This window comes from Niveispirillum sp. BGYR6 (genome assembly GCF_027568365.1).
GTDB lineage: Bacteria > Pseudomonadota > Alphaproteobacteria > Azospirillales > Azospirillaceae > Niveispirillum.
In genome coordinates, this window is record NZ_JANLNL010000001.1 from 385,449 (window position 1) to 408,928 (window position 23,480).

Below are 23,480 nucleotides of genomic sequence, written 5' to 3' on the forward strand. Positions count from 1 at the left end.
CGCCCATGGAAATATTCCAGGGTGGCCACATGGCGGATAAAGGGCGGCTGGATCAGATGTTCAGGTAATCAATCACCCAGGGTTCCGCAGCTGCGGCCGCCACCCATTCCCGCATGGCGGGCAGGGCGAAGATGGCGTCGATATAGGCGTCGGCCTCTGGCGTCAGTACAACACCCTTCCAGCCGCGCAGCCGCACGCAGACGGGGGCATACATGGCATCCGCGATGGTGAAATGGCCGAACAGGAAGGGGCCGCCGGCCCCGAATCGGGCGCGGCAATCGGCCCACAGCGCCTGGATACGGGCGATATCGCCGGCAGCGGCAGCCACCCGCTCCGGCACCTCATGCACCTGACGCAGATCGAAGAACAGGTTGCGGCGCAAATCCATGAAACCGGAATGCATTTCCGCTGCCACCGAGCGGGCCACGGCGCGCGCCTTGGCATCGGCGGGCCAAAGCTGCGCCTGCGGGAACAGCTCCGCCACATAGTCGCAGATGGCCAGACTGTCCCAGACGGTCAGATCGCCTTGCTTCAGCACCGGGGCCTTGCCGGTCGGGCCATGGGTCAGCAGCGCCTGCCGGGTTTCCGGCGTGCGCAGCGGCACCAGGACTTCATCAAACGCAGCACCGGCGGCGCGCAGGGCCAGCCAGGGGCGCAGCGACCAGGAGGAATAACGCTTATTGGCGATCACCAGCGTCAGATCGGTGGGGGTGGGCGTCGTCATCTCAGCTTCACCATTGCGATGGGGGCCGGGGGAGAGTAGGGCTGGAAGAAAGGGCGACCAAGCCCGAAAATCCATACCCGTCTCTGCAAAAGGACCAAGCCCCAAGTGCTGACCTGTCTGCTGACCGCCCCCGCCGCCGATACCGTTCCCCTGACGCTGCTGACCAAGGATGCGCTGGATGGCTGGCTGACCGCCGCACCGGCGGCAGAGGCCGCCTGGGTGCGCCGTCTGGGTTTCAAGGCCACCCCCGGCAGCACCGCCCTGATCGGCGGCGCCGATGGGGCGCTGGTGCGTGTGCTGGTCGGTGTCGCGGAGAAACTGGATATCTGGTCGCTGGCCGGTCTGCCGGGCAGCCTGCCCGCCGGCAGCTATGTCCTTGACACGGCGCTGGAGCCGACGACGGCGACCGCTGTTGCCACCGGCTGGGCCCTGGCCTGCTATCAGTTCACCCGCTACAAGAAATCAACCAAGAGCTTTGCCAGTCTGGTACTGCCCGCCAATGCCGATGCGGCGGCGGTGCAGCGCTTTGCCCGCTCTGCCACGCTGGTGCGCGATCTGGTGAACACCCCGTGCGAGGATATGGGGCCGCCGGAACTGGCCGCCGCTGCCGAGGCGCTGGCAACGGAATTCGGCGCCAGTTTCAGCGTGATCGTGGGTGATGATCTGCTGGCGCAGAATTACCCGATGATCCATGCCGTCGGCCGTGCCGCCGAGAAGGCCCCGCGCCTGATCGATATCCGCTGGGGTGATGCCGCCCATCCGCTGGTCACGCTGGTCGGCAAGGGTGTGTGTTTTGATACGGGCGGGCTGGATATCAAGCCGGCTTCTTCAATGCTGATGATGAAGAAGGATATGGGCGGCGGGGCGCACGCCCTGGCGCTGGCCCGCATGGTGATGGATGCCAAGCTTCCGGTGCGGCTGCGCGTGCTGGTGCCGGCGGTGGAAAATGCCGTGGCCGGCAATGCCTTCCGCCCGATGGATATCATCCCCACCCGCAAAGGGTTGACGGTGGAAATCGGCAATACCGATGCCGAGGGCCGGTTGATTCTCTGCGACGCCTTGGCAGAGGCGGATAGCGAGAAGCCGGCGCTGCTGCTGGATTTCGCCACGCTGACGGGGGCCGCCCGGGTGGCGCTGGGGGCCGACCTGCCGGCTCTGTTCAGCAATGACGATGCGCTGGCGGCGGAGATTGCGGCAGAAGCAGCGGCGACCGACGATCCGCTGTGGCGCCTGCCGCTGTGGCAGGGCTATCGCCCGCAGCTCGATAGCAAGATCGCCGATCTCAACAATGCGCCAGGCGGCGGCATGGCCGGGGCCATCACGGCGGCCCTGTTCCTGGAACAGTTCGTCTCCAAGGACACGGTCTGGGCCCATGTCGACCTTTATTCCTGGAACGCCAGCAGCCGCCCCGGCCGCCCGGAAGGCGGGGAGGCGATGACACTGCGCGCCTTTTTCAACGTGATCGCGAAGCGGTTTCCGCCGGTGGCGTAAACCCGCTGCGGGCTGATTCGTTCCCGACTTGCCGAAAAACGCTTTATTCGGCAAACTCCGTTTCGCGTCCGGTTGCGATTTTCCGCAAAACCCGGCGCGAAGCGGTCGGGGGCGGGCATGTCACGGAACCTTGAGGCGCTGCAACTCTGGCGTGGGGCGCTGGTCGCCTCTGTCCGCAAGGACGGGCCGGACCTGTCGGCACGGCAATTGGCCCTGATGCTGACGGTCTATTTGACCCCGCCGCCCCATACGGTGCGCGGGCTGGCACAGACGCTGAATGTCTCCAAGCCCGCCATCACCCGCGCGCTGGACCGGTTGGGCCGACTGGGCTACATCAAGCGCAAGCGCGACCAGGATGATCGGCGCAATGTATTGGTTCAGCGGACCGTGAAAGGGTCCGTACATCTGGCCGAGTTTGGCCAGATGGTGATCGATGCGGGGCGCACGGCCGTACCGGTTGGCGAAGATGGCGGGGCGTTTGATGCCCCGCTGGATATGAATGGCGCCGTCGCCGCCCTGGCGGTGGAAGGCGCCCGACCGGAAGCCCTGGCCCCTTCGGCATGACCGACCAAGAAATTCTCGACAAGCGCGTTCACCCGTATCGGGATGACCTCGCCGCCTCCTATCTGCGTGGCAAGGTCACGGCTGCCCGCTTCATTGATGGTGTGCCCTGCCAGATTGGCGCCGGCTTCGCCACCCTGAAGGAAGAGCCGGGCTATGAGGCGCGGCAGGCATCGGAACTGCTGCATGGTGAAGCCTTCACCGTGCTGGAGGAGCATGATGGCTGGGCCTGGGGCCAGAATGGAACCGATGGTTATGTCGGCTGGCTGCGGGTGGAGGCGTTGGATGCCGACCCGGTGCCGCCGACGCACAAGGTGACGGCACTGCGCACCCTGCTCTATCCCGGTCCGGACCTGAAGCTGCCCTTCGTCGATATCCTGCCCATGGGCGCCCTGGTGGCCGTGGCGGGGGAAGAGGGCGACTGGCGGCAGCTGGCCGGCGGCGGCTGGCTGCATATCCGCCACATCGCCCCCATTGCGGAGAAGGCTGCCGACCCGGTGGCGGTGGCTGAACGTTTTGTCGGCACGCCCTATCTCTGGGGTGGTCGCACCAGCATCGGCATTGATTGTTCCGGGCTGGTGCAGGTGGCCTTGCTGGCCGCCGGCATCAATTGCCCGCGTGACAGCGACCAGCAGCAGGCGGCCATCGGCACCCTGGTTTCCAGCGATGGAACGGGCGTCGCGTTCCAGCGTGGCGATCTGGTGTTCTTCCCCGGCCATGTTGGCATCATGCTGGATGGGGAAAGGCTGCTGCACGCCAACGCCTTCCATATGGAAGTGGTGGCCGAACCGCTGGCCGATGTGATCGCCCGTGCCGGGGCTAAGGGCATCAGCGCCGTCAAACGCCTGTGATCTGGTCAGTGCCGCCGCTGTGATGGCGGCGGCATTTCTTTTTAAAAGCGAAGGCCCGCCGGTCAGATGACCGGCGGGCCTTGCCTTGAAATATTCTGGTCCCGACAGGGATCAGAACTGGAACTGCATACGCAGGGCAACCGCGTCCAGGCCCTGATCGGGGCCGGTCGGGCGCTCAACCGTGGTGTTGACATAGTTCAGCATGAAGCGGATGGCGTTGTTCACGTACCAGTTCACACCGATGGTCCAGTTCTTTTCCTCACCGGTGCCGCTGCCAGCAACACCACCAGCGCGATCGATCAGGTTGACGGTGGAGTAACGGGCCGCCAGTTCCCAAGCGCCAAAGCCGTTCTGGCCAACCGGCCAAGCCGGCTTCACGCCCGCCCATTCACCCGGCTTGTAGCTGCGACGCTCGCCGGTCAGGATGTAACCAGCGGAAACATAGTAGCCGTCGAATTCCGGATCCTGGAAGCTGTTGCGGGTGGTGGTGCCCGGCAGACGCTCTTCAGTGTCGGCGCCGAACACGTAATATTCGCCAGCGACCCAGAAGTTCTTGAAGTTGGCGCCCAGGTCGGCGCCATAGGCCCACTGACCTTCGATCTGGTTGATCGTGCCGGTGCTGGTGAGCGAGGTGCGGTTACCGCCGATACGCAGGCCCGGACGGTCGCCGAACGAGGTGCTGGTGGTGATCTGGGTGGCGCTGGTGCGGGCGGCGGCCTGCGGGGTGACCTGATAGACACCCGACACGCCGATACCAGCACCGCCTTCGTTGCTGCTGTAGAACTGATAGGCGGCGCGGCCCAGCAGGTTGACCATGTCGTCGATGGTGCCGGTGGTGCCAGTCTGGTTGCCGGTCACGTAACCAGCGAGGAAGTAATTGTCACCCTTGGTGGAGATACCGACGCCGGTACGGCTGTCGGAACCGCCGATACCGACAACGATGTTGCCAATCGGGGCGCGTTCCAGGAAGGCGATGTCGTTGGAGGACGTGCTGTCATCCAGGGTGAATTTCGGCTGGAACACGCCCAGGATCACCTGGCTGTTCTTGATGCCGTTATAGGTGATGTTGGCGGCCTGAATCTGGGAGGCACCGCCACGGTCGTTGGCGAAGTTGCCGGTGAACTCAAAGCCCCAGTCATTGTACACGGTGCCGGCAACGCCCAGGAAGGCGCGGCGCAGCTGGAAACCGTCGGTGGCGTCGGTGGTGAAGTTATCCTTGTGCACCCAGGTGCCGTAATCCATGTGGATACGGGCGCGCAGGGCCACGTCGAACTTCTTGTCGGCGGTCTGCACGCGCATACGGCCGCCATCGGCCGTCACTTTCGGCAGGTCAGCCAGCTTCTTTTCATTGGCGACCTTATCCTTGGCGACGCTGTCCTTCAGGCTGGTCAGCTGGCCCTGCAGGGCCTGGATCTGCTGGGCCAACGCATCCAGCTGAGCCTGTGAAGCGCTGCCCGCGCTCTGGGCCATGGCCGGGGCGGCGATGAAGGCCGCGCCGAGCATCGTGCCGGCCAGCAGGGAAGTCTTGAAGGTCATTGTTGTTTCTCCGGTGGGATTCGCGCCGAGAAAAGCCGGATAACGTTCCGCTGTCGGCACCGCGCCGAAAACTAGGTCGGATCGTCCCAAGCCCTGCCGGAGGGCTATCAAAAGCCTATTACCGATTTGATGTGGTTTTATTGCAGAAAAATGACTGGTGGCCGGTGTTGCATATTGAACACGTGCCGGCGGGTGCTGGATTGTCACGACCCTGTCATATCCCGCCTGTCATCGCTGAAAAGGGCGTGCCACCCGCCACGACAAGGGTGTCTTCCATATGCGCGCGCAAATAATGATTGAAAGGCAAGATGATAGCGGGAACTATGGGACAAGGGTTAAAACCGACAGCAATGCGTCAAGACCAGGAACATGGATGCCGGCCCGTAGCGCATTGAGATCGGGAGAGGAGGGCAAGGGAACGCCTGACGTTTCCTTGGCCACGCTGGACGATGGCGGCGGGCGTCGCTGTGGAACCAGACAGATCGTTATTCCGATCTTGCTGCTGCTGGCGATCTGTATGCTGGTCATGCTGACAGCGCTTTCCATCTCAGCCATTTATTATGACATGGCGGAGGCTGATAAATCCCGTCGTAGCATGGAAGAAGCATTCGCCAACGCGGAGCGGGCGCTTGCCAGCACGACACTTGATTACGCTGCCTGGGGTGAGGCGGTTGATCATCTGGTCGACATGACAGATATGGAATGGGCTGATCGCAATATCGGTGTTTATCTGGGGGCCATTCACCAGATCACCGCCAGCCTTGTGATGAGCCATGAAGGCAAGGTTGTCTACGCCTCCGTAAACGGCAAGAGCCTGCCAGATCCGGATAAATGGGGGCCGATTCCCCCGGCGATGCAACGGATGGTGCGGCAGGCTCAGGCGGCACCGCCGGGGCGACCGGTCGCGATAACGGGCGTGGTCTCCGTCAATGGCGGGCTGTTTCTGACGGCCGTTTCCGACATCCGCCGGGAGGATGGGGGCGCTTCCGTACCCAATGGCAAGGTCATGGTTTTCATGAAAACCCTGGACCGCCCAGCGGTTTTGGCCATGATTCGGCCGTTGCTGGAAGAGGTGGATATCCTGACCATGCGGCCGCCCGCCGGGATTTTCCGCCTGGATTTCCCGTTGCGGGAAGCATTGGCGCCCACCGATGCGCCGCCTGTTGCCTGGTTGTCATGGTCGGCCCCCATGCCAGCCCTGGGCTTTCTGATGAAGCTCAGCTGGTTTCTGGTTCCGCTGCTGTTGCTGTTGCTGGGGGGCGCCTTCGCTGTTTTGCAGCGGGTGCAGCGGAATGTGATGCAGGACATGGTTGATGTCTCCTCCCTGCACCGCCTGCGGACACGGGCGCAGGTGATGGCGCAAAGTGTGCCCGATCTGCTCTGCCTGTTGCGCAACGGCCGGGTGGAACTGATCAACCCCGCCGGTTGCGCCTTGTTCGATGTAGCAGACGCTGGTCAGCTGCAGGGACGCAGCTTCGTTGACCTTGTGGCGCCGGTGGGGCGGGTGGCCTTTCAACGTCTCCTGCATCCCGAGGCGACAGCGGCGGGGGGCCCTGTGCAGTGGCACCATCTGGAACTTTTAAGCCAGCACGGGGCGACCATTCCTGTTGAGCTGTGCTTGCGTCCCATCACCAAGATGGGCGATGACGAGATGATCCTTTTCGCCCGGGATCGCCGGGGGGAACTGGCGCGACGGGCGCAGGTTCATGCCGCCGAAGCCCGGGCGATTGTGGCCGATCGGGCCAAGGTGCATTTCCTGGCCAATATCAGCCATGAATTACGCACCCCTTTGAACGCCATCATCGGTTTTTCGGCCATTCTGCGGGATGAGCTGCTGGGCCATCTTGGTGCCCCGCAATATCGTGATTATGCGGTCGATATCCATGATGGCGGCGTCTATCTGCTGCGTCTGGTCAATGATCTGCTGGATATTGCCCGCCTGGATGCCGGTGAGCTTGAGCTGCGCGAAGGCTGGGTTGATGTGGGTACTCTGCTGGATCGGGTGGAACGGCTGACGGCGCAAAAGGCAGCGGATCGGGGTATTCGGGTGGTGGTCCGGGCGATGCAGAACGGTGTCCGCCTGCTGGGTGATGAGGTGCGACTGAAACAGACCCTCGTCAATTTGATCGGCAATGCGATCATCTATACCGAGGGGGCGGGCGAGGTGCAGGTCAGTGCCGGTTTGGAACCGGGGTCGGGCGACCTTATTTTCAAAGTGGCTGATAAAGGGATCGGCATGTCGATGGAGGCGATGCGCATCGCGGTCGAGCCCTTTGCCCAGGTGGATACCGGGCTGGCGCGCCGGCAGGCCGGCGCCGGGCTGGGGCTGCCCCTGGCCAAAGGCTATACGGAGGCCCATGGCGGCCGACTGACCCTGCAAAGCAGCCCTGGTCGGGGCACCACCGTCACTGTCCGCCTGCCGGCATCACGGGTGCAGCAACCGCTGACAGCACCCCCCTGATCATTGGCCCTCTGTCAGCCAGCCAAAAGGCCCAGACTTGCCCACGGGGCGACAGCGGCGCGCACATCGGCGGTACCAGCCGCCGCCTGCGCCAGCAGGATGGTTAACAGCAGTCGTGCCTTGCGGCCCTGCAGCGGGCCGCCGTCGATCAGCCCGTTGGCGATCAGCTGGGCCGCCGTTCCCTCCCCCTGATAGGTGCCGTCGGCATCGGTGTCACCGCCGCCGCAGCGGCTGACCAGGATCACCGGGCGCTGGCTTGCCAGCCGGATCAGCGGGGCAGCCAGGGGCTGTGGGACATGGCCGGACCCGACACCTTCAACCACCAGCCCCCGCCATTGCGGGTTGGCGAAGGCCTCTATCAGCAGCGGGTCACTGTCCAGCCCCACGGTCACCAGGGCGACACGGGGCAGGCTGGCCGGATCGGGCAGCGCATAGGGGCCGGGCTGGGGCAGGGGGCGTTGCAGCAGCCGCACCCGACCCGTCACCACTGTGCCCAGCGGCCCGATACCGGGGGAGGCAAAGGCCCCGATGCGCCCGGCATCAACCTTGCGCACATGGCGGACGCCGTGCAGTTCCCCGTTCATGCAGATGACGGGGCCAAGGGAAAGGCCGCGCAGGGCCCGCACGGCGCACAGGGCATCGTTGAGATTGCCCGGCCCGTCCGCCCCCGGCGCATCCGCCGTGCGCATGGCCCCGGTCAGCACCAGCGGGATGTCTGCCGGCACCAGCAGGGAGAGCAGAAAGCCTGTCTCCTCCATCGTATCCGTGCCCTGAATGACGATGAAACCCTGGGTGCCGGCAGCCGCCTGCCGGCCAATTTCCGCCGCCAGGGCGATCAGGTCGGGCAGGCGCAGATTCTGGCTGCCGACATTGCACCAGCGGCTGACGCTGATCGGACCGACCGGATCAATACCGGCCTGCCGAAGCAGGGCAGCACTGTCGGCAGGCGAAGCCTTGCCGGCAATCGACAGGATGGTGCCGCCGAGAATGAACAGGGAAATGCCGCCCATGTGGAACTCTTGCCCGTACCAAAGAACACTCATGCCCGGATATGCTGTGCCGCTGTCCGGCACCAGTGCCCAGATGGCGACGGTGCCACGCAGCGATGGCAGGATCAGCCGGCGGCGCGCTGCGGAACGGGGTTTAGGCTGCGCTGGCGGTCATCCAGCAGCGCCACTATCCAGATCAGGAAGCCCCCCAGGGCAAGGGCGCTGCCCACCCAGCCGGTGGATGCCCAGCCATGCCCGGCCGTAATGGCCAATCCGCCCAGCCAGGGGCCCAGCGCATTGGCGAAATTGAAGGCGCTGTGGTTCAGCGCGGCGGCCAGCGTCTGCGCATCGCGCGCCACATCCATCAGCCGCGTTTGCAGGGCCGTCCCCAATCCACCCCCGCAGCCGATCATGAACACAACGGGTGCCAGGGTCCAGAAACTGCCCACGGCAAAGCTGAACAGCATCAGGGAGGCCGCACTCCACAGCAAAATGGCCCCGACGGCCGGCATCAAAGCCCGATCCGCCGCCCAGGCCCCGACCAGATTGCCCGCCGTCAGTCCCAGCCCGAAAATGGCCAGGGCCAGGGGCACCATGGCCGGCGATACCTGCGTCACCTCCAGCAAGGTGGAGGCGAGATAGGTATAGACGCAGAACATGCCGCCAAAGCCGATGGCCCCAATCCCCAGTGTCAGCCAGACCTGCCGTTGTTTCAGGGCGCCCAGTTCCCGCAGGGGGCTGGCCCCCGGTACCGGCCGGTCCTTTGGGGCGAACAGTACCAGCAGCAGCACCGTCACCATGCCCAGCACCCCAACCAGGGCAAAGCCCCAGCGCCAGCCCACCAGCTGACCGATGGCATTGGCCAGCGGTACCCCGATGATGGTGGCGATGGTCAGGCCCAGCATCACCATCGCCACCGCCTGCGCCCGCCGGTTATGCGGCACCAGGGTGGTGGCCACCAGGGCCGCAACACCGAAATAGGCCCCGTGCGGCAGGCCGGAGAGGAAGCGGAACGCCAGCATCCAATGATAATCGGGGGCCAGTGCAGAGGCAGCATTGGCCAGGGAGAACAGGCCCATCAGGCTGATCAGCAACGTGCGGCGCGACAGGCGGGCCGCCAGCACCGCGATCACCGGCGCCCCCACCACCACACCCAGCGCATAGGCGCTGATGACATGGCCGGCCGTCGGCTCGTCAATCGCCAGATCGGGGGCGAAATAGGGCAGCAGGCTCATCACCGCAAATTCGGTGGTGCCGATGGCAAACCCACCCATGGCAAGCGCGAAGAGAACCAGACCAGGGCGGATGACAGGCGTAGACATGACAATGATCCAGGCAATGCGGGTGCAACGATATTGTTGCGTTGCACAATGACTTGCCATGTGACCATTCGAAGGGCGGGAGTTCAATGGCTGGTGACGGCATGGCAGGCACCGGCCAGCCGCAGGGGCGTTTCTGCTGACGTCACTTACAACCAGCCCAGCAGGTTGAACCATAGATAATCCAGCGGCAGCAGAATCAGATAGGTACCCAGGGCCACGGCCAGACAGAGCTTGATCCCCTGCCGGGCCGTCACCTGCGCCATCCCCATCGCCACCGCGATGGGGGAGGACTGATAGGGCAGCAACGGCGTGGCATAGCCGATGACCTGGATCATCAACAGGCCCGTCAGGGAAAAGCCGGTGGCCCCCGCCAATTGGCTGGCCAGGGGGGTGAAGATGGCGGGCACGCCATTGGCGGTGACGGCGAAATTCAGCGCCGCCACCAACCCGGCAATGGCAGCGAAATTACCGGCCGGTGCCTGGGGGGCCAGTGGCAGCAGGCGCAACAACCCGGTCCCGATCAAGCTCCCCAGCCCGGTATGGGCGACGACGGCCGCCAGGCCCAGAATGCCGGCAATATAGAGACAGGTGCGGAAATTGACGCCGCTGGCAAAATCCTCCCCGCTGAGAAAGCCGATGCGGGGCAGCAGGCAGAGGCAAGCCGATGCCAGACCGATCCAGGCGGGGGATATCCCATGCAGCGTGTCGGTCATCCACAGGGCCAATGTTGCCAGCAGCAACAGGCCCAGCCGCCTTTCCGCTGTTGTCAGCGGGGAGGGCGCCTGATCATCCGCCACCGGCTGCGGCAGGGCCGGGAACAGCAGGCGGATACAGGCGATCAGCAGCAACCCCTTCAGGATGCCCAGCACCGGCCCGTGCAGCAGCAGATAGGGCAGATAGGCCAGATGCACGCCATAGGTCGCCTCCGCCGCGCCGGCCATCACCAGATTGGGCACATTGGCTGGCAGGATGCTGGCGGAAAGCTGAAAGGTACCAAACCCCACCGCCAGGGCCAGCCCCGCCCGCCCGGTGCTGCCCGGTAGCAGCTTTGCCCGATCGGCCATGGCCATGATGATCGGCATCAGCAGGGCAATCCGCCCCATGTTGGAGGGCATGACGAAGGCCAGCGCATAGGTCATACCCACCACCCCGGCCACCATGCGCCACCAGGAACCGGTGAGGTGCGGGGAAAGCCAGCGGGCGGCCCGATCCGCCAGCCCCACCTTGCGGATGGCCGCCCCCAGCACAAAGCCGCTGAGGATCAACCAGAAGGCCGCCGACGCGAAGCCGGAGAAAATAACTCCGGGCGGAGCGACGGCCAGGATGGTGGCCCCGGCGAAGAACAGCAAAGCGGTCAGATATTCCGGCAGGCGCGCGGTTGCCCACAGCGCAATCGTCACGGCAACCAGGGCAGTGGGGAGCAGCAGATCAGCAGGCATGGACCTTCCATCCTTCGTTTTTCTGCAAGCTAATGATACAGAATGACCCAGGATATCTGTATTATTGAAGGTATTCCTTCGTAAAAAGTAAAGGATACGATGCGCCCGCCCGATCTGGATGATTTGAACCTGTTCCGCCATATCGCCGAGGCGGGCAGCATCACCGGCGGTGCGGCGCGGGCGCATATCGCCCTGGCGGCGGCCAGCACGCGCCTGCGCGCGATGGAAGCGTCATTGCGCACCCGCCTGTTTGACCGCAGCCGCCAGGGCGTGGTGCTGACGCCTGCCGGTCATGCCCTGCTGGCCCATGCCCGCACGCTGCTGGGGGAGGCAGAGCGGATGCGCGACGAGATGGCGCTGTTTGCCGATGGGGCGGGCGGGCGGGTCCGCCTGCTTTGCAACACCAACGCCCTGACGGAATTCCTGCCGGAAGCGCTGGGCCGCTTTCTGGTGGCCTGCCCCGGCATCACCATCGATCTGCAGGAACGGTTGAGTGATGAGATTGTCGGGCTGGTGGCGCAAGGGGCCGCCGATCTGGGCATTGTCGCCAGCACGGTGGATACGGGCGATCTGGTGATCTTTCCTTTCCGCGCTGACCGGCTGGTGCTGGTGGCACCGCAGGGCGACCCGCTGGCGGGGCTACCCGCCGCCAGCTTCGCCGATATTCTGGCCCGCGATCTGGTGGGGCTGGACCCGTCCAGCGCCCTGCAGCAATTCCTGGCGGAACGCGCCGCGCGCATGGGCGGCCGGCTGCGCCTGCGGGTGCAGTTGCGCAGTTTCGATGCTGTCTGTTTGATGGTGGAAGCAGGGGTGGGCATCGGCATTGTGCCGGAAACCACCGCCCTGCGGGCCAGCCGCACCATGCGGCTGGCCATCGTGCCCATTGCGGATGCCTGGGCCAGCCGGGAACTGCGCATCTGCATCCGCGATTATGCCGCCCTGTCGGCCAGCAGCCGGCGGCTGGTGGATCATCTGCGCGGCTGAAAGCTCAGCTTTCTGCTTTCTGGAACCTTGCAATATCGTAATGGCTGAGGTCTATCGCGGTCGTTCCGGTATCGATCAGTTCGGCCATCGTCTCCCCCACGCCCGGCCCGATCTGAAAGCCGGAACCCGAAAAGCCGAAGGCGTAGAACAGGCCGCTGGTGGTGGCCGACCGGCCCATCACCGGCAGGCTGTCAGGCAGATAGCCTTCAATCCCCGTCCAGACGCGGATGATGTTCAGGTTGGCCAGGGCCGGGGCCAGCCGGCGGATTTGTTTTAGCTGCTTCATCGTGTTCTGCGGCAGCACATAGGCGCGGTACTGGTCGGGGTAAGCGGGGCCGCGCGTGCTGCCACCCAGAATGATGTTACCGCGTGCCACCTGGCGGAAATAAACCGTCTCCTCCTCCACCGGGGTCATTACGCCGACGGCGGGGGCGATGGCATAGGGGACGGGTTCCGTCACGCTCATGTTGGGCCCGCGCGGGGTGATCGGTACCGGTTCGCCGAATTGCTGGGACAGTTTATTGCCCCAGGCCCCGGCGGTGATCAACAGGATGGGCGCGCGGAAGGTTCGGCCATCCTCTGCTGTCACCACGAAATCCGTGCCCTGCTTGGCGGCATGGATGATGCGGGTATTTTCAAACACCTGCGCGCCGGCCCGTTGCGCGGCGCGGGCAAAGGCGGGGGCGGTCAGTCGCGGGTTGGCATGGCCATCCATGGCGGAATAGGAACCGGCCAGCACATCCGGCCCGAAAAAGGGAAACCGGTCGCGCAGGGCATTGCCGGTCAACAACTCCAGGTCCAGCCCGACATGCCGGGCCTCGGCCGCATATTCCTCCATCTTGGCGATATTTTCCGGCCGCTCCCGATAGCAGACGCGGATATGGCCGGATTGCAGATATTCCACATCCGCGCCCAGCAATTCATTCGCCCGCCGCCAGATGGCGATGGCGCGGTTGGCCAGGGGTAATTGGTGGATAGGGCGGCCCTGGCGGCGGACATTGCCGAAATTGGTGCCACTGGCCTGCCGCCCCACCAGATCGCTTTCAAGCAGGGTGACGGAACGGCCGCGCTGGCGCAGGAACAGGGCTGCGGATGTGCCCATCAGGCCGCCGCCGATGATCAGCACATCGCTGACGGAAACCGGGTTCGCCATGATCATTCCTCCCCTTCCGGTGCGATGGCGACCGGCAACGGCTTTACCGGGGCTTGGCCCCGCAGGCGGCCCACCTGTTCCACCGGGATATTGGCGCAGGCGGCAATCACCTCCGCCCCGGCATGGCCGCAATAGCGGCCCTGGCACCGGCCCATGCCAACCCGGCTGAACGCCTTGGCGCGGTTGGCTTCTTTCGCCCCCGTTTCATTCACCACCCGGCGCAGATCGCCCGCCGTTACGGCCTCGCAACGGCAGACGATGGCCTCATCCGGCAGGTTGGCCGCCTGTTCATGCGGCCAGGGGAAAGCGGTGGCAAGGCCACGGGCGAAACGGGCGTAAGACGCCACCTGACGGCGCAGATGGGCCAGGGTCAGCGGGTCTATTGTGTGGCCCAGATCGGCCAGCGCTGCCAAGGCGGCCAGCCTGCCGCTGACCTCTGCCGAGCGTGCGCCCAGGATGCGGGCACCATCGCCGGCCAGGTAGATACCGGCCACGCTGGTCCGCCCGTCCGGGTCGCGTTTGGGCAGCCATTGCCTTGTCTTGGCATCAAAGGCGAAGTCGCAGCGGGCCAGATCGGCCAACTGGGTTTCCGGGCGCAAATGATAGCCCAGGGCCACGGCATCGGCAGCGAATTCCCGTTCCATGCCATTGGCCAGCCGCACGCGTACACCATTGACGCCGTTTTCCGCATCCCCGGTGATTTCCAGTGGCGTCACCCCGGTCAGCACCGGCACGCCGGCCTTGGCCAGCGCGCGGGTCAGCGCCACGCCATCGGCCAGGATGCCGGGCTGGGCAATCAAATCCACCGCCGCGCGTAGCCGGTTGCTGAAGGGGGAGGTGTCCAGCACCGCCGCAACCTTGGCGCCCGCCTTCACATATTGGCTGGCCACCAGATAGAGCAGCGGCCCGCTGCCCATAAATACGACGTTGGCCCCGATGGCGCAGGCTTGCGCCTTCAGCGCCACCTGTGCCGCCCCCAGACTGTAGGCCCCGGCATAATGCCAGCCCTTCACCGGCATCAGCCGGTCGGTGGCACCGGTACACAGGATCAGCGCATCATAGGGTAGAGTGGCGTATTCCTGTTCCGAGGCGGTCCAGACCTGCCCATCGGCAATGTTCCAGACCAGCGTGTCGGGCCGGTAATCCACCGCCGCGGCGATGGCATCAAAACCATCATGCACCGCCTGGGCGCGTGCCGCCTCTGTGCCATAAAGATCCTGATGGGTGCGGCGGAAATTGGCCGGCTGGCGGCGGTAAATCTGGCCGCCGGCGCGGGCGGCCTCGTCAATCACCACCGGCCGGATGCCGGCCTCTAATAACGTCTGTGCAGCACGCACGCCGGCAGGGCCGGCCCCCACCACCACAACACGGGGGGTTACTTCGCGGTCGGCCATGATGCCCCCGGCTGGCTGGTGGAGATACGTAAACCGGCGCTGACCGGGGTGGAACAGGCGCGCAGGCGACCGCCATCCTCCGTCCAGACCCAGCAATCCTGACAGGCGGCCATCAGGCAGAAACCGGCGCGTTTGCCATCGCCAAATTCCGATGTGCGCAGCACCCGACCGGCGGCCAGCATGGCCACCATCAGCGTGTCGCCTTCCATCGCCGTTACCGGCTGGCCGTCCACATGAAGGGTCAGCGGCGCACGGTCCTGTTCGGCCAGCCGCATGAAACGTCCTTGGGTCAATTCACCGCCTCCGGGTGATGGCACAGAATATCGCTGCCGCCGGGCAGGTGACGGCGCGGCGGGGTGAACTGGTTGCATAGACCGTCAATGCGGGCGGTGCAACGCGGCAGGAACCGGCAGAGATCGGCGCCCTCCAGCGCCGGCCCGATGGCGGGCGGGGCGGGCCTTGCCGCCTGTTCCTCCAGCCAGCCAGCCCGCAATTCCGGCACGGAGCCGACAAGCAGATCGGTATAGGGATGAAAGGGCGGGGCCTGATAGGCGGCGCGCGGACCGATTTCCACCGCCGTGCCGCCATACAGCACCATGATATCATCACAGATGGCACGCACCGTGCCGATATCATGGCTGATGAACATATAGGCCAGCCCCAGTTCACGGCGCAGTTCGGCCAGCAGATCCAGAATGGCCGCCCCCACCACCGTATCCAGGGCCGAGGTCACCTCATCACACAGGATCAGGTCGGGCTTGGCGGCCAGCGCGCGGGCCAGGTTGATGCGCTGTTTCTGCCCACCGGACAGGCCGCTACAGGCCCGCCCCGCCAAGCTGGCGGGCAGGCGGATCAGGTCCAGCAGTTCGGCCATGCGCTTATGCTGCGCCACCCCTGTCAGCCCGTGATAGAAGCGCAAGGGTCGGCCCAGGATTTCCGCCACACTATGGGCGGGGTTCAGCGCGGTGTCCGCGTTCTGGAAGACAAGCTGGATGCGGCGGAACTGGTCGCGGCTGCGCTGTTCCAGCCCGCCGGGCAGGCGGGCCCCGTCGAAACTGACCGCCCCGCTGGCCGGGCGGATCAGGCCGGCCACCACGCGGGCCAGCGTGGATTTACCGGACCCGCTTTCCCCGATCACACCCAGGGTGGCCCCTTTGGCGATCGACAGGCTGATATCGCGCAGCACGGGGATTTCCGGCCGACCGGTACTGTCCACCTTGCCGTAACCGGCAAACAGGCCCTTGATTTCCAGCAAGGACGCCTGGGCTGGCCGCCCGTCCGGCGCCGGCTTTGGCGCCGGACGGGCGGCCGCCATCAGGGTGCGGGTATAATCATCCGCCGGGCTTTGCAGCACCTGGGTGGCAGCCCCGGTTTCGCAGACGCGGCCCTTGTTCAGCACCAGGATCTGGTCGGCCATCTGCGCCACCACGGCCAGATCATGCGAGACATAGATGGCCGTGGCCCCCTGGCTGGCCACGGCCTGCTTGAAGGCGCGCAGCACCTCAATCTGGGTGGTTACGTCCAGCGCCGTGGTCGGTTCATCCAGGATCACCAGTTCCGGCCCGGTGATCAACGCCATGGCCGCCATCAGCCGCTGCAACTGCCCACCGGAAAGCTGATGCGGATAACGGTTGCCGATGCTGTCCGGCATCGGCAGAGCCAGCGCCTTGAACAGGGAAACGGCCTTTGCTTCGGCCGTCTTGCGGTCCATCCGCCCATGGATCAGGGCCGGTTCCACCACCTGATCCATGATGCGCTTGGAGGGGTTGAAGGAGGCGGCAGCACTCTGCGCGATATAGGCCACCCGATCACCGCGCAAGGCGGCCAGCCCCGGTTCATCCAGCCCCAGAATGTCGGTATCGCCCAGCCGGATGCTGCCGCCGGCGATGCGACAGCCGCTGCGGGCATAGCCCATCAGGGTCAGGGCGATGGTGGTCTTGCCCGATCCGCTTTCGCCGATCAGCGCCAGCACACAACCGCGCGGGATGGTGAAATCCACCCCCTCTACAATGGTGATGGCGCTGTCATCCTTGCCCCCGGCGGTGACGCGCAGCCCCTTGACCTCCACATGTGGTTTCATGGCGCTTATCCCTCCTTCGATCCGCGTCGCCGGGGCAGCGCATCGATCAGCAGATTGACACCGACGGTCAGGGTGGCGATGGCCAGCGCCGGCACCAGGATGGCAGGGGCCCCTTCGCCCAGGCCGGAGATATTCTCCCGTACCAGCGATCCCAGATCGGCATCCGGCGGCTGCACCCCCAGCCCCAGGAAGGACAGGCCGGACAGCAGCAGCACGATGAAGACAAAGCGCAGGCCGAAATCCGCCAGCATCGGGTGCAGCATGTTGGGCAATATTTCCCGGATGGCGATATAGGCGGCCTTTTCGCCCCGCGTGCGGGCCACCTGCACATAATCCATCTGCGCCAGATTGACGGCCTGCGACCGGGCGATGCGATAGGCACCGGGGATATAGATAAAGGCGGCGATCAGGAACAGCAGCAGCAGTGACGAACCGACCGCCGCCACCAGCACCAGGGCGAAAATCTTTGACGGGATGGAAATCAGCGTATCGATAAACCGGCTTAACAGCTCATCCAGCCAGCGCGGCGCCAAGGCCGCGATCAGGGCCAGCCCGGTGCCGGTGCAACTGGCGGCGATGGCCGCCGCTGCCGCCAGCCCGACGGAATAACGGGCACCGGAGAGCACCCGGCTCAACACATCGCGGCCCAGATAATCACTGCCCAGCCAATGCGCAGCGCCAAAGCCGGCGAACACATCCTGATGCGCGAAGGCACCGGGATCATAAGGCGCCAGCCAGGGCCCGGCGACGGCGGTGGCAATCCAGAAGATCACCAGCCCCAACCCCAGTTTGCCGGACAGTGGCAGCCGGGCGGCCCAGCCGGGGGAGGCGAGTCCTTCAGCCTGTTTCTTCTCCACGATGGCGCTCATCGGTTACGCAGCCTCGGGTTAGCCAGGATGGCGACGGTATCGGCAATCAGAACCAGCGACAGATAGGCCCCGCAGAAGATCATGGCGCAGGCCTGCAACAGCGGCATGTCGCGGCTGGTGACGGCATTGACCATCAGGCTGGCCAGGCCCGGATAATTGAAGATCGTCTCCACAATCACCGCCCCGCCCAGCAGGTAAGAGAGCGAAAGCGCCATGGCATTGACGATGGGGGCAATGGCATTGGGCAGCACATGCACCAGCACCAGCCGGGCCGGGGATACGCCCTTCAGCCGCGCCATCTCCACATAGGGCAGGCCCAGTTGGGCGATGATGGCGGCCCGCGTCATCCGCGCCATCTGTGCCACCACGATGATGGACAGCGACAGGATGGGCATGGCCAATGCCCGCAGCAGGTCCAGGAAACCGCCCTGGGCCGGCACCAGCGCGATGGAAGGCAGCCAGCGCAGTTGCACCGCGAAGATCAGTACGGCGATGGTGGCGATCAGAAATTCCGGCAGCGCCACCATCGCCAGTGTGGTGGTGTTCAGCGCCCGGTCCAGCCGCCCGCCCTGGCGCATGGCCGACGTAATGCCGATGGTCAGGGCCAGCGGCACGGCCACCAGGGTGGACAGGGCGGCCAGGATCAGGGAATTGGGCAGCCGGCTGGCAATGATGTCCGCCACCGGCATGTTGGCGACCAGGGAGAAGCCGGGGTCGCCCCCCAGCAGCCCGGCCAGCCAGCGCAGGAAGCGGACGGCGGCCGGCTGGTCCAGCCCCATCTGCTGGCGCAGCGCTGCCACCGCTTCGGGCGTCGCACTCTGCCCCAGCATTTCCTGCGCGGCATCACCGGGCAACAGCCCGCTGATGATGAACACCACCAGGGATACCAGAAACAGGGTCAACAGGCCGGACGCCACCCGCTTGGCCAGGAGGATCAACAGGAAGGCGTTACCGTTTTCGCGGGATGTCGGGGGTGCGGCCATCGGTTTAACCCTCCCACCAGACATGTTCGGCAAAGGCATAGCCCATGAAGCCGCCGACCGGCACGGGGTAGAGCCCCTTCAGCCGCTTGTCATAGCCATCCATCAGATTGATGAAGACGGGGATGGCGGTGCCACAGTGATTGCTGACAATCTCCTGCATCTCCCCGTAAATCTGGGCGCGCAGCGGTTCGTCCGCCGTGGCGCGGGCTTCCAGCAGCAGGCGGTCGAACCGCTCATTCTTCCAGCCGGTCTCGTTCCAGGCGGCGGTGGATTTGTAGAACTGGCTGAACACCAGATCGGCCGTGGCGCGCGGGTTGGTGTTGCCGAAGCTCAGCGGATGTTTCATCCAGTGGGTGGACCAGTAACCATCCGCCGGCATCCGGTTGATGGCCAGGTTCAGCCCGGCCCGGGCGCCATATTCCTGCAGAACCGAGCCCATATCGACTGAGCCTTCCGCCGCCGTGGAGGCATAGACGGGCAGGCGTGCCGGCCCCAGCCCCGCCTTGGCGAAATGATATTTCGCCCGGTCCAGGTCAAAGTTCCGCTGCGGCAGGTCGGCCCGGAAGAACGGGTGGAAGGGCGGGATCGGGTGGTCATTGGCGATGATGGCGGAGCCACGGAACAGGGCGCGCTTCACCAGTTCCCGGTCGAACAGATATTTCATGCCCAGCATGAAATCCGGATTGCCGGTAATACCGCCATCAACCCGCATGATCAGGTTGGTATAGAGCCCGCTGGGTGTCTCCAACATCTCATGCGTGCCGCTTTCCCGGATGCGGCGGATGGAGCGCGGATTGACCGCGATCACCATCTGTACATCGCCGGACAGCAGCGCGTTGACGCGCGATACCTCATCCGGGATGCCGATCAGCTCAATCTCGTCCAGATAGGGTTTGCCGGGCTTCCAGAAATCCTCATTGCGGGTGACGATGGTGCTGACGCCCGGCACGAAGCTTTTGATCCGATAAGGGCCGGTGCCGTTGGGGCGGCTGAAATCCTTTGCCCCGGCTGCGATGATCAGGAAATGCGACTGCGCCAGCATGGCGGGCAGGTCGACATTGGGGCCGGTCAGGGTGATGGTCAGGTCCAGCGGGCCGGTGGCCCTTATCTCGGCGAACTGGCTGGCGATGGGCCGGACCTTGGACCCGCCGGCCGGGTCCAGATGGCGGGTCAGGCTGAACACCACATCTTCAGCATTCAGCCGTTTGCCATCATGAAAGCGCACGCCGTCGCGCAGCTTTATCCGCCAGGTGATCTGATCGCTGCTTTCCATGGCCTCCGCCAGGGCCAGCCGGGGCCGCAGATCGGCGCCATATTCGGTAAGGCCCGAATAGAGCATGTGATGGCGGATATAATCGGTGGACAGGGCCCCCTTGGCCGGGTCCGTCGTATCGGCGGTGGAGCTGGACATGCCAGCCACCCGGATGCGGCCCCCGGTCCGGGGCTGTGGTGCAGCCTGTCCCCAGGCTGGCAGCAGGGGCAGGGCACTGGCGGCCATGCCGGCTGTCAACAGCGTTCGACGCGAAAGGCCCATGCCGCCCCTCAATGCAGGATATCCTGAATGCGGTAGTAAAGACCGACCAGCGGCAGGAACCAGGGTTTGCCCAGATGGCCCGGCACTGCCGGCCAATCCAGCCCGGCCCAAGGGTTGGCGGCACGCTCCCCCGCCATCACACGGGCCATGCGTTCGCCCATATGGACGGACATCTGCACGCCATGCCCGCTATAGCCCATGGCGTAGAACAGCCCGTCCTGCTCCCCGGCGCGCGGCAACCGGTCGGCCGTCAAATCCACCATGCCGCCCCAGCAATAATCCACGCGCGTATCGCGCAAATCGGGGAACAGGCTGCGCATGGTGGCTTCCAGGATGCGGCCGCTTTTCTGGTCCGACAAAGGATCAGAGATGGCGAAGCGCGCCCGCCCGCCAAAGATCAGCCGGTTATCCGGGGCAAGACGGAAGTAATTGCCGATATTCTTGCTGGTCACATAATTGCGTCGGCCGGGGAACAGCCGGACCACCAGTTCGGGCGACAGCGGTTCTGTGGCAATGACGAAGCTGCCGACCGAGATGATGCGGCGGCGGAACCAGCCGAACGGCCCCTGCGGACTGGCCCCGCCGGTGGCGACCAGCACCTGCCCGGCCGTCAGCGTGCCGCGCGGGGTGGTGACCAGCCAGCCACTGCCCTGGGGCGACAGGCCGGTGACAGCGGCCTGTTGGTAAATCATCGCCCCCCGGCGGCTGGCGGCCTCTGCCAGACCGACGCCGAATTTGCCGACATGCAGTTGCGCGCTGGTGCCTTGCAGCAGGCCGCCATGGAAGGCGTCGCCGGCGATTTCCGCCGATAGGGCCGCCCGCGGCACCAGCGTTACATGCGGGTCGATGGTGGCAAGGCTTTCATAGGCCTTTTCCAGCTTGGCATAATGTTCCGGTTTGGCCGCCAGCTTCAGCCGGCCGGCTCGGCGGAAGGCACAATCGATGCCTTCTTCCCTGGCCAGTTGCTCCACATCGCTGACGGCCTGCACATGGGCGTTATAGTAGAGCGCCGCCGTCTCCCGTCCGAAACGGGCGACCAGACCGGCGAAATCATGTGCTGTGCCGGCATTGCACTGGCCGCCATTGCGGCCGGAAGCCTCCCCCGCCACACGGCCGGCTTCCAGCACCGCCACGCTGGCCCCGCGTTTACGCAGGGCCAAGGCGGCGGACAGGCCGGTGAAGCCGCCGCCGATGATGGCGACATCCACCCGGCCTTCCACCGGACCGGTTGCCCCGCCGGTGAAGCCGGGTGCCGTATCCAGCCAATAGGAGAGGGTTTTCCGGTCCGCCATGATGGATCAGAGCCCCACCAGCGCCGGCAGAATGCCGATATGCGGGATTTCGAAATCCCGATAGTTCGGGTTGGTCGGCTCATGTCCGCGCGCCACGAAGACGCGTGCACCAAAGCCCAGATCGGTGGCGGAGTTCTGGTCATAGCGGAAGCTGGAAGAGACATGCATGATGTCCTTCGGGTCGGCCCCCAACTGATCCAGCATATATTCAAACGCCTGCAGGCGCGGCTTATAGGCCTGGGCCTGTTCGGCCGTATAGACGGCGTGGAACGGCGCGCCCAGCATCGCCACATTATGATGGATCTGTTCGTTGGCGGCATTGGACAGGATCACCAGCGGGATCTCCTTCGCCACCTTGGCCAGACCGGCCGGCACATCGGCGTGCGGCCCCCAGGTCGGCACCGCCTCATAAATGCGGGCGGCTTCTTCCGGGCGGAATTCGATCTTCCAGCGCTTGCAGGTGCGCTCCACGGAATTATGGATCACCTCGCGGTAGGGCTTCCAGGCGCCCAGCACCTCGTCCAGCCGGTAGGCTGCGAAATCCTTGCAGAACCGGTCCATATCCTCCGGCTTGATACGGTCGGGGAACATCTCCCGCGCCATGTCGGACATGCGAAAGCGGGTCAGCGTGCCGTAGCAGTCGAAGGTGATGAATTTGGGCCGGAAGGGGGCCATGGCGATCTGTCCTTCACATCGGGCGAATGGCCGGTTCTCGGGGCCGCTCGCGGTTTGGATCGGTCCGGCGGATCACCCGTTGAATGGCGTCCGCGACAAGGCAATTAGCGCATGGGAGGGGCGGAACTTCCCCCCGATTGGGGAGGGTGGATGGATATTTATCGGCCTTTTCGGCAGGGTCTGCGGCACAGTCTGCCGCATCACCTTTTCCTTAATATCCGCGTCCGCGCGCGACAGTTCCCAGCATCGCCAGACCCTGGCGATGCTGCCGGATATTGCCCATCAGCACGCGGGCGGCCGTTTCCGGCTGGGTCATGCTGGCGATATGCGGCGTCAACAAGATAGCGGGATGTTGCCAGAAGGGATGATCGGCCGGCAGTGGTTCCTGTTCCGTCACATCCAGCACCGCACCGGAGAGTTTTCCGGCATCCAAGGCCGCCAGCAGGTCGGATTCCACCAGATGACCGCCCCGGCCGACATTGACCAGTGCGGCACCATCGGGCAGCAGATCGAAGATTTTGCGGCACAAAATGCCGCGTGTCTCCACCGTCAGCGGCAGCAGACAGATCAGGATATCGCAGCCCGCCAGAAAGGCCGGCATCGCCTCCGCCCCGGCATGGCAGGTGACACCCTCCACCTGCTGGGGTGACCGCGACCAGCCCGACAGTGGGAAGCCATAGCTGCCCAGCCGGGCCAGCACGGCCCGGCCCAGATTGCCCAGCCCCATCACGCCGATGCGCCGATCCTGTGCCGGCACCAGTTTGATCGGCGCCCACCGCGCTTCCGCCTGGGCCTTGCGATAATGCAGCATGTGACGGTGCAAGGCCAGGGTGGCAAAGCTGGCATATTCCACCATGCCATCGGTGATGCCCGGTTCCACCATCCGTACCACCTGGATATGGTCGGGCACCTGGGTCAGGTCCAACTGGTCCACCCCGGCCCCGGTGGAGAACAGCACCTCCAGATTGGGCAGGCTGGCCAGCAGGTCCGGCGTCACCGTCCAGGCGGCCAGATAGCGGATATCGGCAGGATTGCCGGTATCGGGCCAGTGGCGAAAATCAATCTCCGGCGCCTCTGTGGCGAAGAGCCTTTGCCAGATGGCACCGCGCACCGGGTCTGCCTTGTAGAGAAGGGCCATGTCC

Annotated in this window: 20 protein-coding genes; 5 read left to right on the forward strand and 15 right to left on the reverse strand. The window is 65.1% G+C overall.

Annotation, left to right across the window (positions count from 1 at the left end; translation table 11 throughout):
• Positions 1-52: 52 nt before the first annotated feature.
• Positions 53-724: a glutathione S-transferase family protein gene (locus tag PCJ49_RS01600; protein ID WP_269909402.1), complete on the reverse strand. Its 672-nt coding sequence runs from the start codon at positions 722-724 to the stop codon at positions 53-55.
• A gap of 105 nt (positions 725-829) precedes the next feature.
• Here PCJ49_RS01600 and PCJ49_RS01605 point away from each other — a divergent pair, with 105 nt between their 5' ends.
• The 3 genes from PCJ49_RS01605 to PCJ49_RS01615 all read left to right on the forward strand — a co-directional run bounded on the left by PCJ49_RS01605 (position 830) and on the right by PCJ49_RS01615 (position 3,627).
• Positions 830-2,215: a leucyl aminopeptidase family protein gene (locus PCJ49_RS01605; protein ID WP_269909403.1), complete on the forward strand. Its 1,386-nt coding sequence runs from the start codon at positions 830-832 to the stop codon at positions 2,213-2,215.
• Positions 2,216-2,332: 117 nt separating this feature from the next.
• Positions 2,333-2,779, forward strand: a complete 447-nt coding sequence (locus PCJ49_RS01610; protein ID WP_089287229.1) for a MarR family transcriptional regulator — start codon at positions 2,333-2,335, stop codon at positions 2,777-2,779.
• Complete coding sequence (locus tag PCJ49_RS01615) at positions 2,776-3,627, forward strand: NlpC/P60 family protein (protein ID WP_269909404.1); 852 nt, start codon at positions 2,776-2,778, stop codon at positions 3,625-3,627. Before PCJ49_RS01610 ends, PCJ49_RS01615 begins: the two co-directional genes overlap by 4 nt.
• Before the next feature lie 111 nt (positions 3,628-3,738).
• Here PCJ49_RS01615 and PCJ49_RS01620 read toward each other — a convergent pair whose 3' ends face one another.
• The gene (locus tag PCJ49_RS01620) at positions 3,739-5,163 is read right to left on the reverse strand and encodes a porin (RefSeq protein WP_269909405.1); all 1,425 of its coding nucleotides are present in this window, start codon (positions 5,161-5,163) and stop codon (positions 3,739-3,741) included.
• A 373-nt stretch (positions 5,164-5,536) separates the two neighbouring features.
• On the opposite strand from PCJ49_RS01620, the gene PCJ49_RS01625 reads away from it, so the two are divergent.
• Positions 5,537-7,624, forward strand: coding sequence for an ATP-binding protein (locus PCJ49_RS01625; protein ID WP_269909406.1), 2,088 nt, complete (start codon positions 5,537-5,539; stop codon positions 7,622-7,624).
• A 14-nt stretch (positions 7,625-7,638) separates the two neighbouring features.
• Here PCJ49_RS01625 and PCJ49_RS01630 read toward each other — a convergent pair whose 3' ends face one another.
• From PCJ49_RS01630 to PCJ49_RS01640, 3 genes are all read right to left on the reverse strand, one after another.
• Positions 7,639-8,667: an asparaginase gene (locus tag PCJ49_RS01630; protein WP_269909407.1), complete on the reverse strand. Its 1,029-nt coding sequence runs from the start codon at positions 8,665-8,667 to the stop codon at positions 7,639-7,641.
• 71 nt (positions 8,668-8,738) lie between these two features.
• Positions 8,739-9,935, reverse strand: coding sequence for an MFS transporter (locus PCJ49_RS01635; RefSeq protein WP_269909408.1), 1,197 nt, complete (start codon positions 9,933-9,935; stop codon positions 8,739-8,741).
• A gap of 146 nt (positions 9,936-10,081) precedes the next feature.
• On the reverse strand, positions 10,082-11,374 hold the full coding sequence (locus tag PCJ49_RS01640; RefSeq protein ID WP_269909409.1) for an SLC13 family permease: 1,293 nt from the start codon (positions 11,372-11,374) through the stop codon (positions 10,082-10,084).
• A 99-nt stretch (positions 11,375-11,473) separates the two neighbouring features.
• On the opposite strand from PCJ49_RS01640, the gene PCJ49_RS01645 reads away from it, so the two are divergent.
• A complete protein-coding gene (locus tag PCJ49_RS01645) occupies positions 11,474-12,358 on the forward strand; it encodes a LysR substrate-binding domain-containing protein (protein WP_269909410.1) in 885 nt (294 codons plus the stop codon).
• A 4-nt stretch (positions 12,359-12,362) separates the two neighbouring features.
• Here PCJ49_RS01645 and PCJ49_RS01650 read toward each other — a convergent pair whose 3' ends face one another.
• The 10 genes from PCJ49_RS01650 to PCJ49_RS01695 all read right to left on the reverse strand — a co-directional run bounded on the left by PCJ49_RS01650 (position 12,363) and on the right by PCJ49_RS01695 (position 23,476).
• Complete coding sequence (locus tag PCJ49_RS01650) at positions 12,363-13,511, reverse strand: FAD-binding oxidoreductase (protein WP_269909411.1); 1,149 nt, start codon at positions 13,509-13,511, stop codon at positions 12,363-12,365.
• A 2-nt stretch (positions 13,512-13,513) separates the two neighbouring features.
• Positions 13,514-14,905: an NAD(P)/FAD-dependent oxidoreductase gene (locus PCJ49_RS01655; RefSeq protein WP_269909412.1), complete on the reverse strand. Its 1,392-nt coding sequence runs from the start codon at positions 14,903-14,905 to the stop codon at positions 13,514-13,516.
• Positions 14,887-15,198, reverse strand: a complete 312-nt coding sequence (locus tag PCJ49_RS01660; RefSeq protein WP_269909413.1) for a (2Fe-2S)-binding protein — start codon at positions 15,196-15,198, stop codon at positions 14,887-14,889. Before PCJ49_RS01660 ends, PCJ49_RS01655 begins: the two co-directional genes overlap by 19 nt.
• Positions 15,195-16,985, reverse strand: a complete 1,791-nt coding sequence (locus PCJ49_RS01665) for an ABC transporter ATP-binding protein (protein ID WP_269909414.1) — start codon at positions 16,983-16,985, stop codon at positions 15,195-15,197. Before PCJ49_RS01665 ends, PCJ49_RS01660 begins: the two co-directional genes overlap by 4 nt.
• A 5-nt stretch (positions 16,986-16,990) precedes the next feature.
• The gene (locus PCJ49_RS01670) at positions 16,991-17,854 is read right to left on the reverse strand and encodes an ABC transporter permease (protein WP_269909415.1); all 864 of its coding nucleotides are present in this window, start codon (positions 17,852-17,854) and stop codon (positions 16,991-16,993) included.
• Positions 17,851-18,837, reverse strand: a complete 987-nt coding sequence (locus PCJ49_RS01675) for an ABC transporter permease (RefSeq protein WP_269909416.1) — start codon at positions 18,835-18,837, stop codon at positions 17,851-17,853. Before PCJ49_RS01675 ends, PCJ49_RS01670 begins: the two co-directional genes overlap by 4 nt.
• Positions 18,838-18,841: 4 nt before the next feature.
• Positions 18,842-20,371: an ABC transporter substrate-binding protein gene (locus tag PCJ49_RS01680; protein ID WP_269909417.1), complete on the reverse strand. Its 1,530-nt coding sequence runs from the start codon at positions 20,369-20,371 to the stop codon at positions 18,842-18,844.
• 8 nt (positions 20,372-20,379) lie between these two features.
• A complete protein-coding gene (locus PCJ49_RS01685; protein ID WP_269909418.1) occupies positions 20,380-21,663 on the reverse strand; it encodes an FAD-binding oxidoreductase in 1,284 nt (427 codons plus the stop codon).
• Between the two features lie 6 nt (positions 21,664-21,669).
• On the reverse strand, positions 21,670-22,338 hold the full coding sequence (locus tag PCJ49_RS01690) for a haloacid dehalogenase type II (RefSeq protein ID WP_089287209.1): 669 nt from the start codon (positions 22,336-22,338) through the stop codon (positions 21,670-21,672).
• A 211-nt stretch (positions 22,339-22,549) separates the two neighbouring features.
• Positions 22,550-23,476, reverse strand: coding sequence for a glyoxylate/hydroxypyruvate reductase A (locus PCJ49_RS01695; protein ID WP_269909419.1), 927 nt, complete (start codon positions 23,474-23,476; stop codon positions 22,550-22,552).
• Between the last annotated feature and the right edge of the window lie 4 nt (positions 23,477-23,480).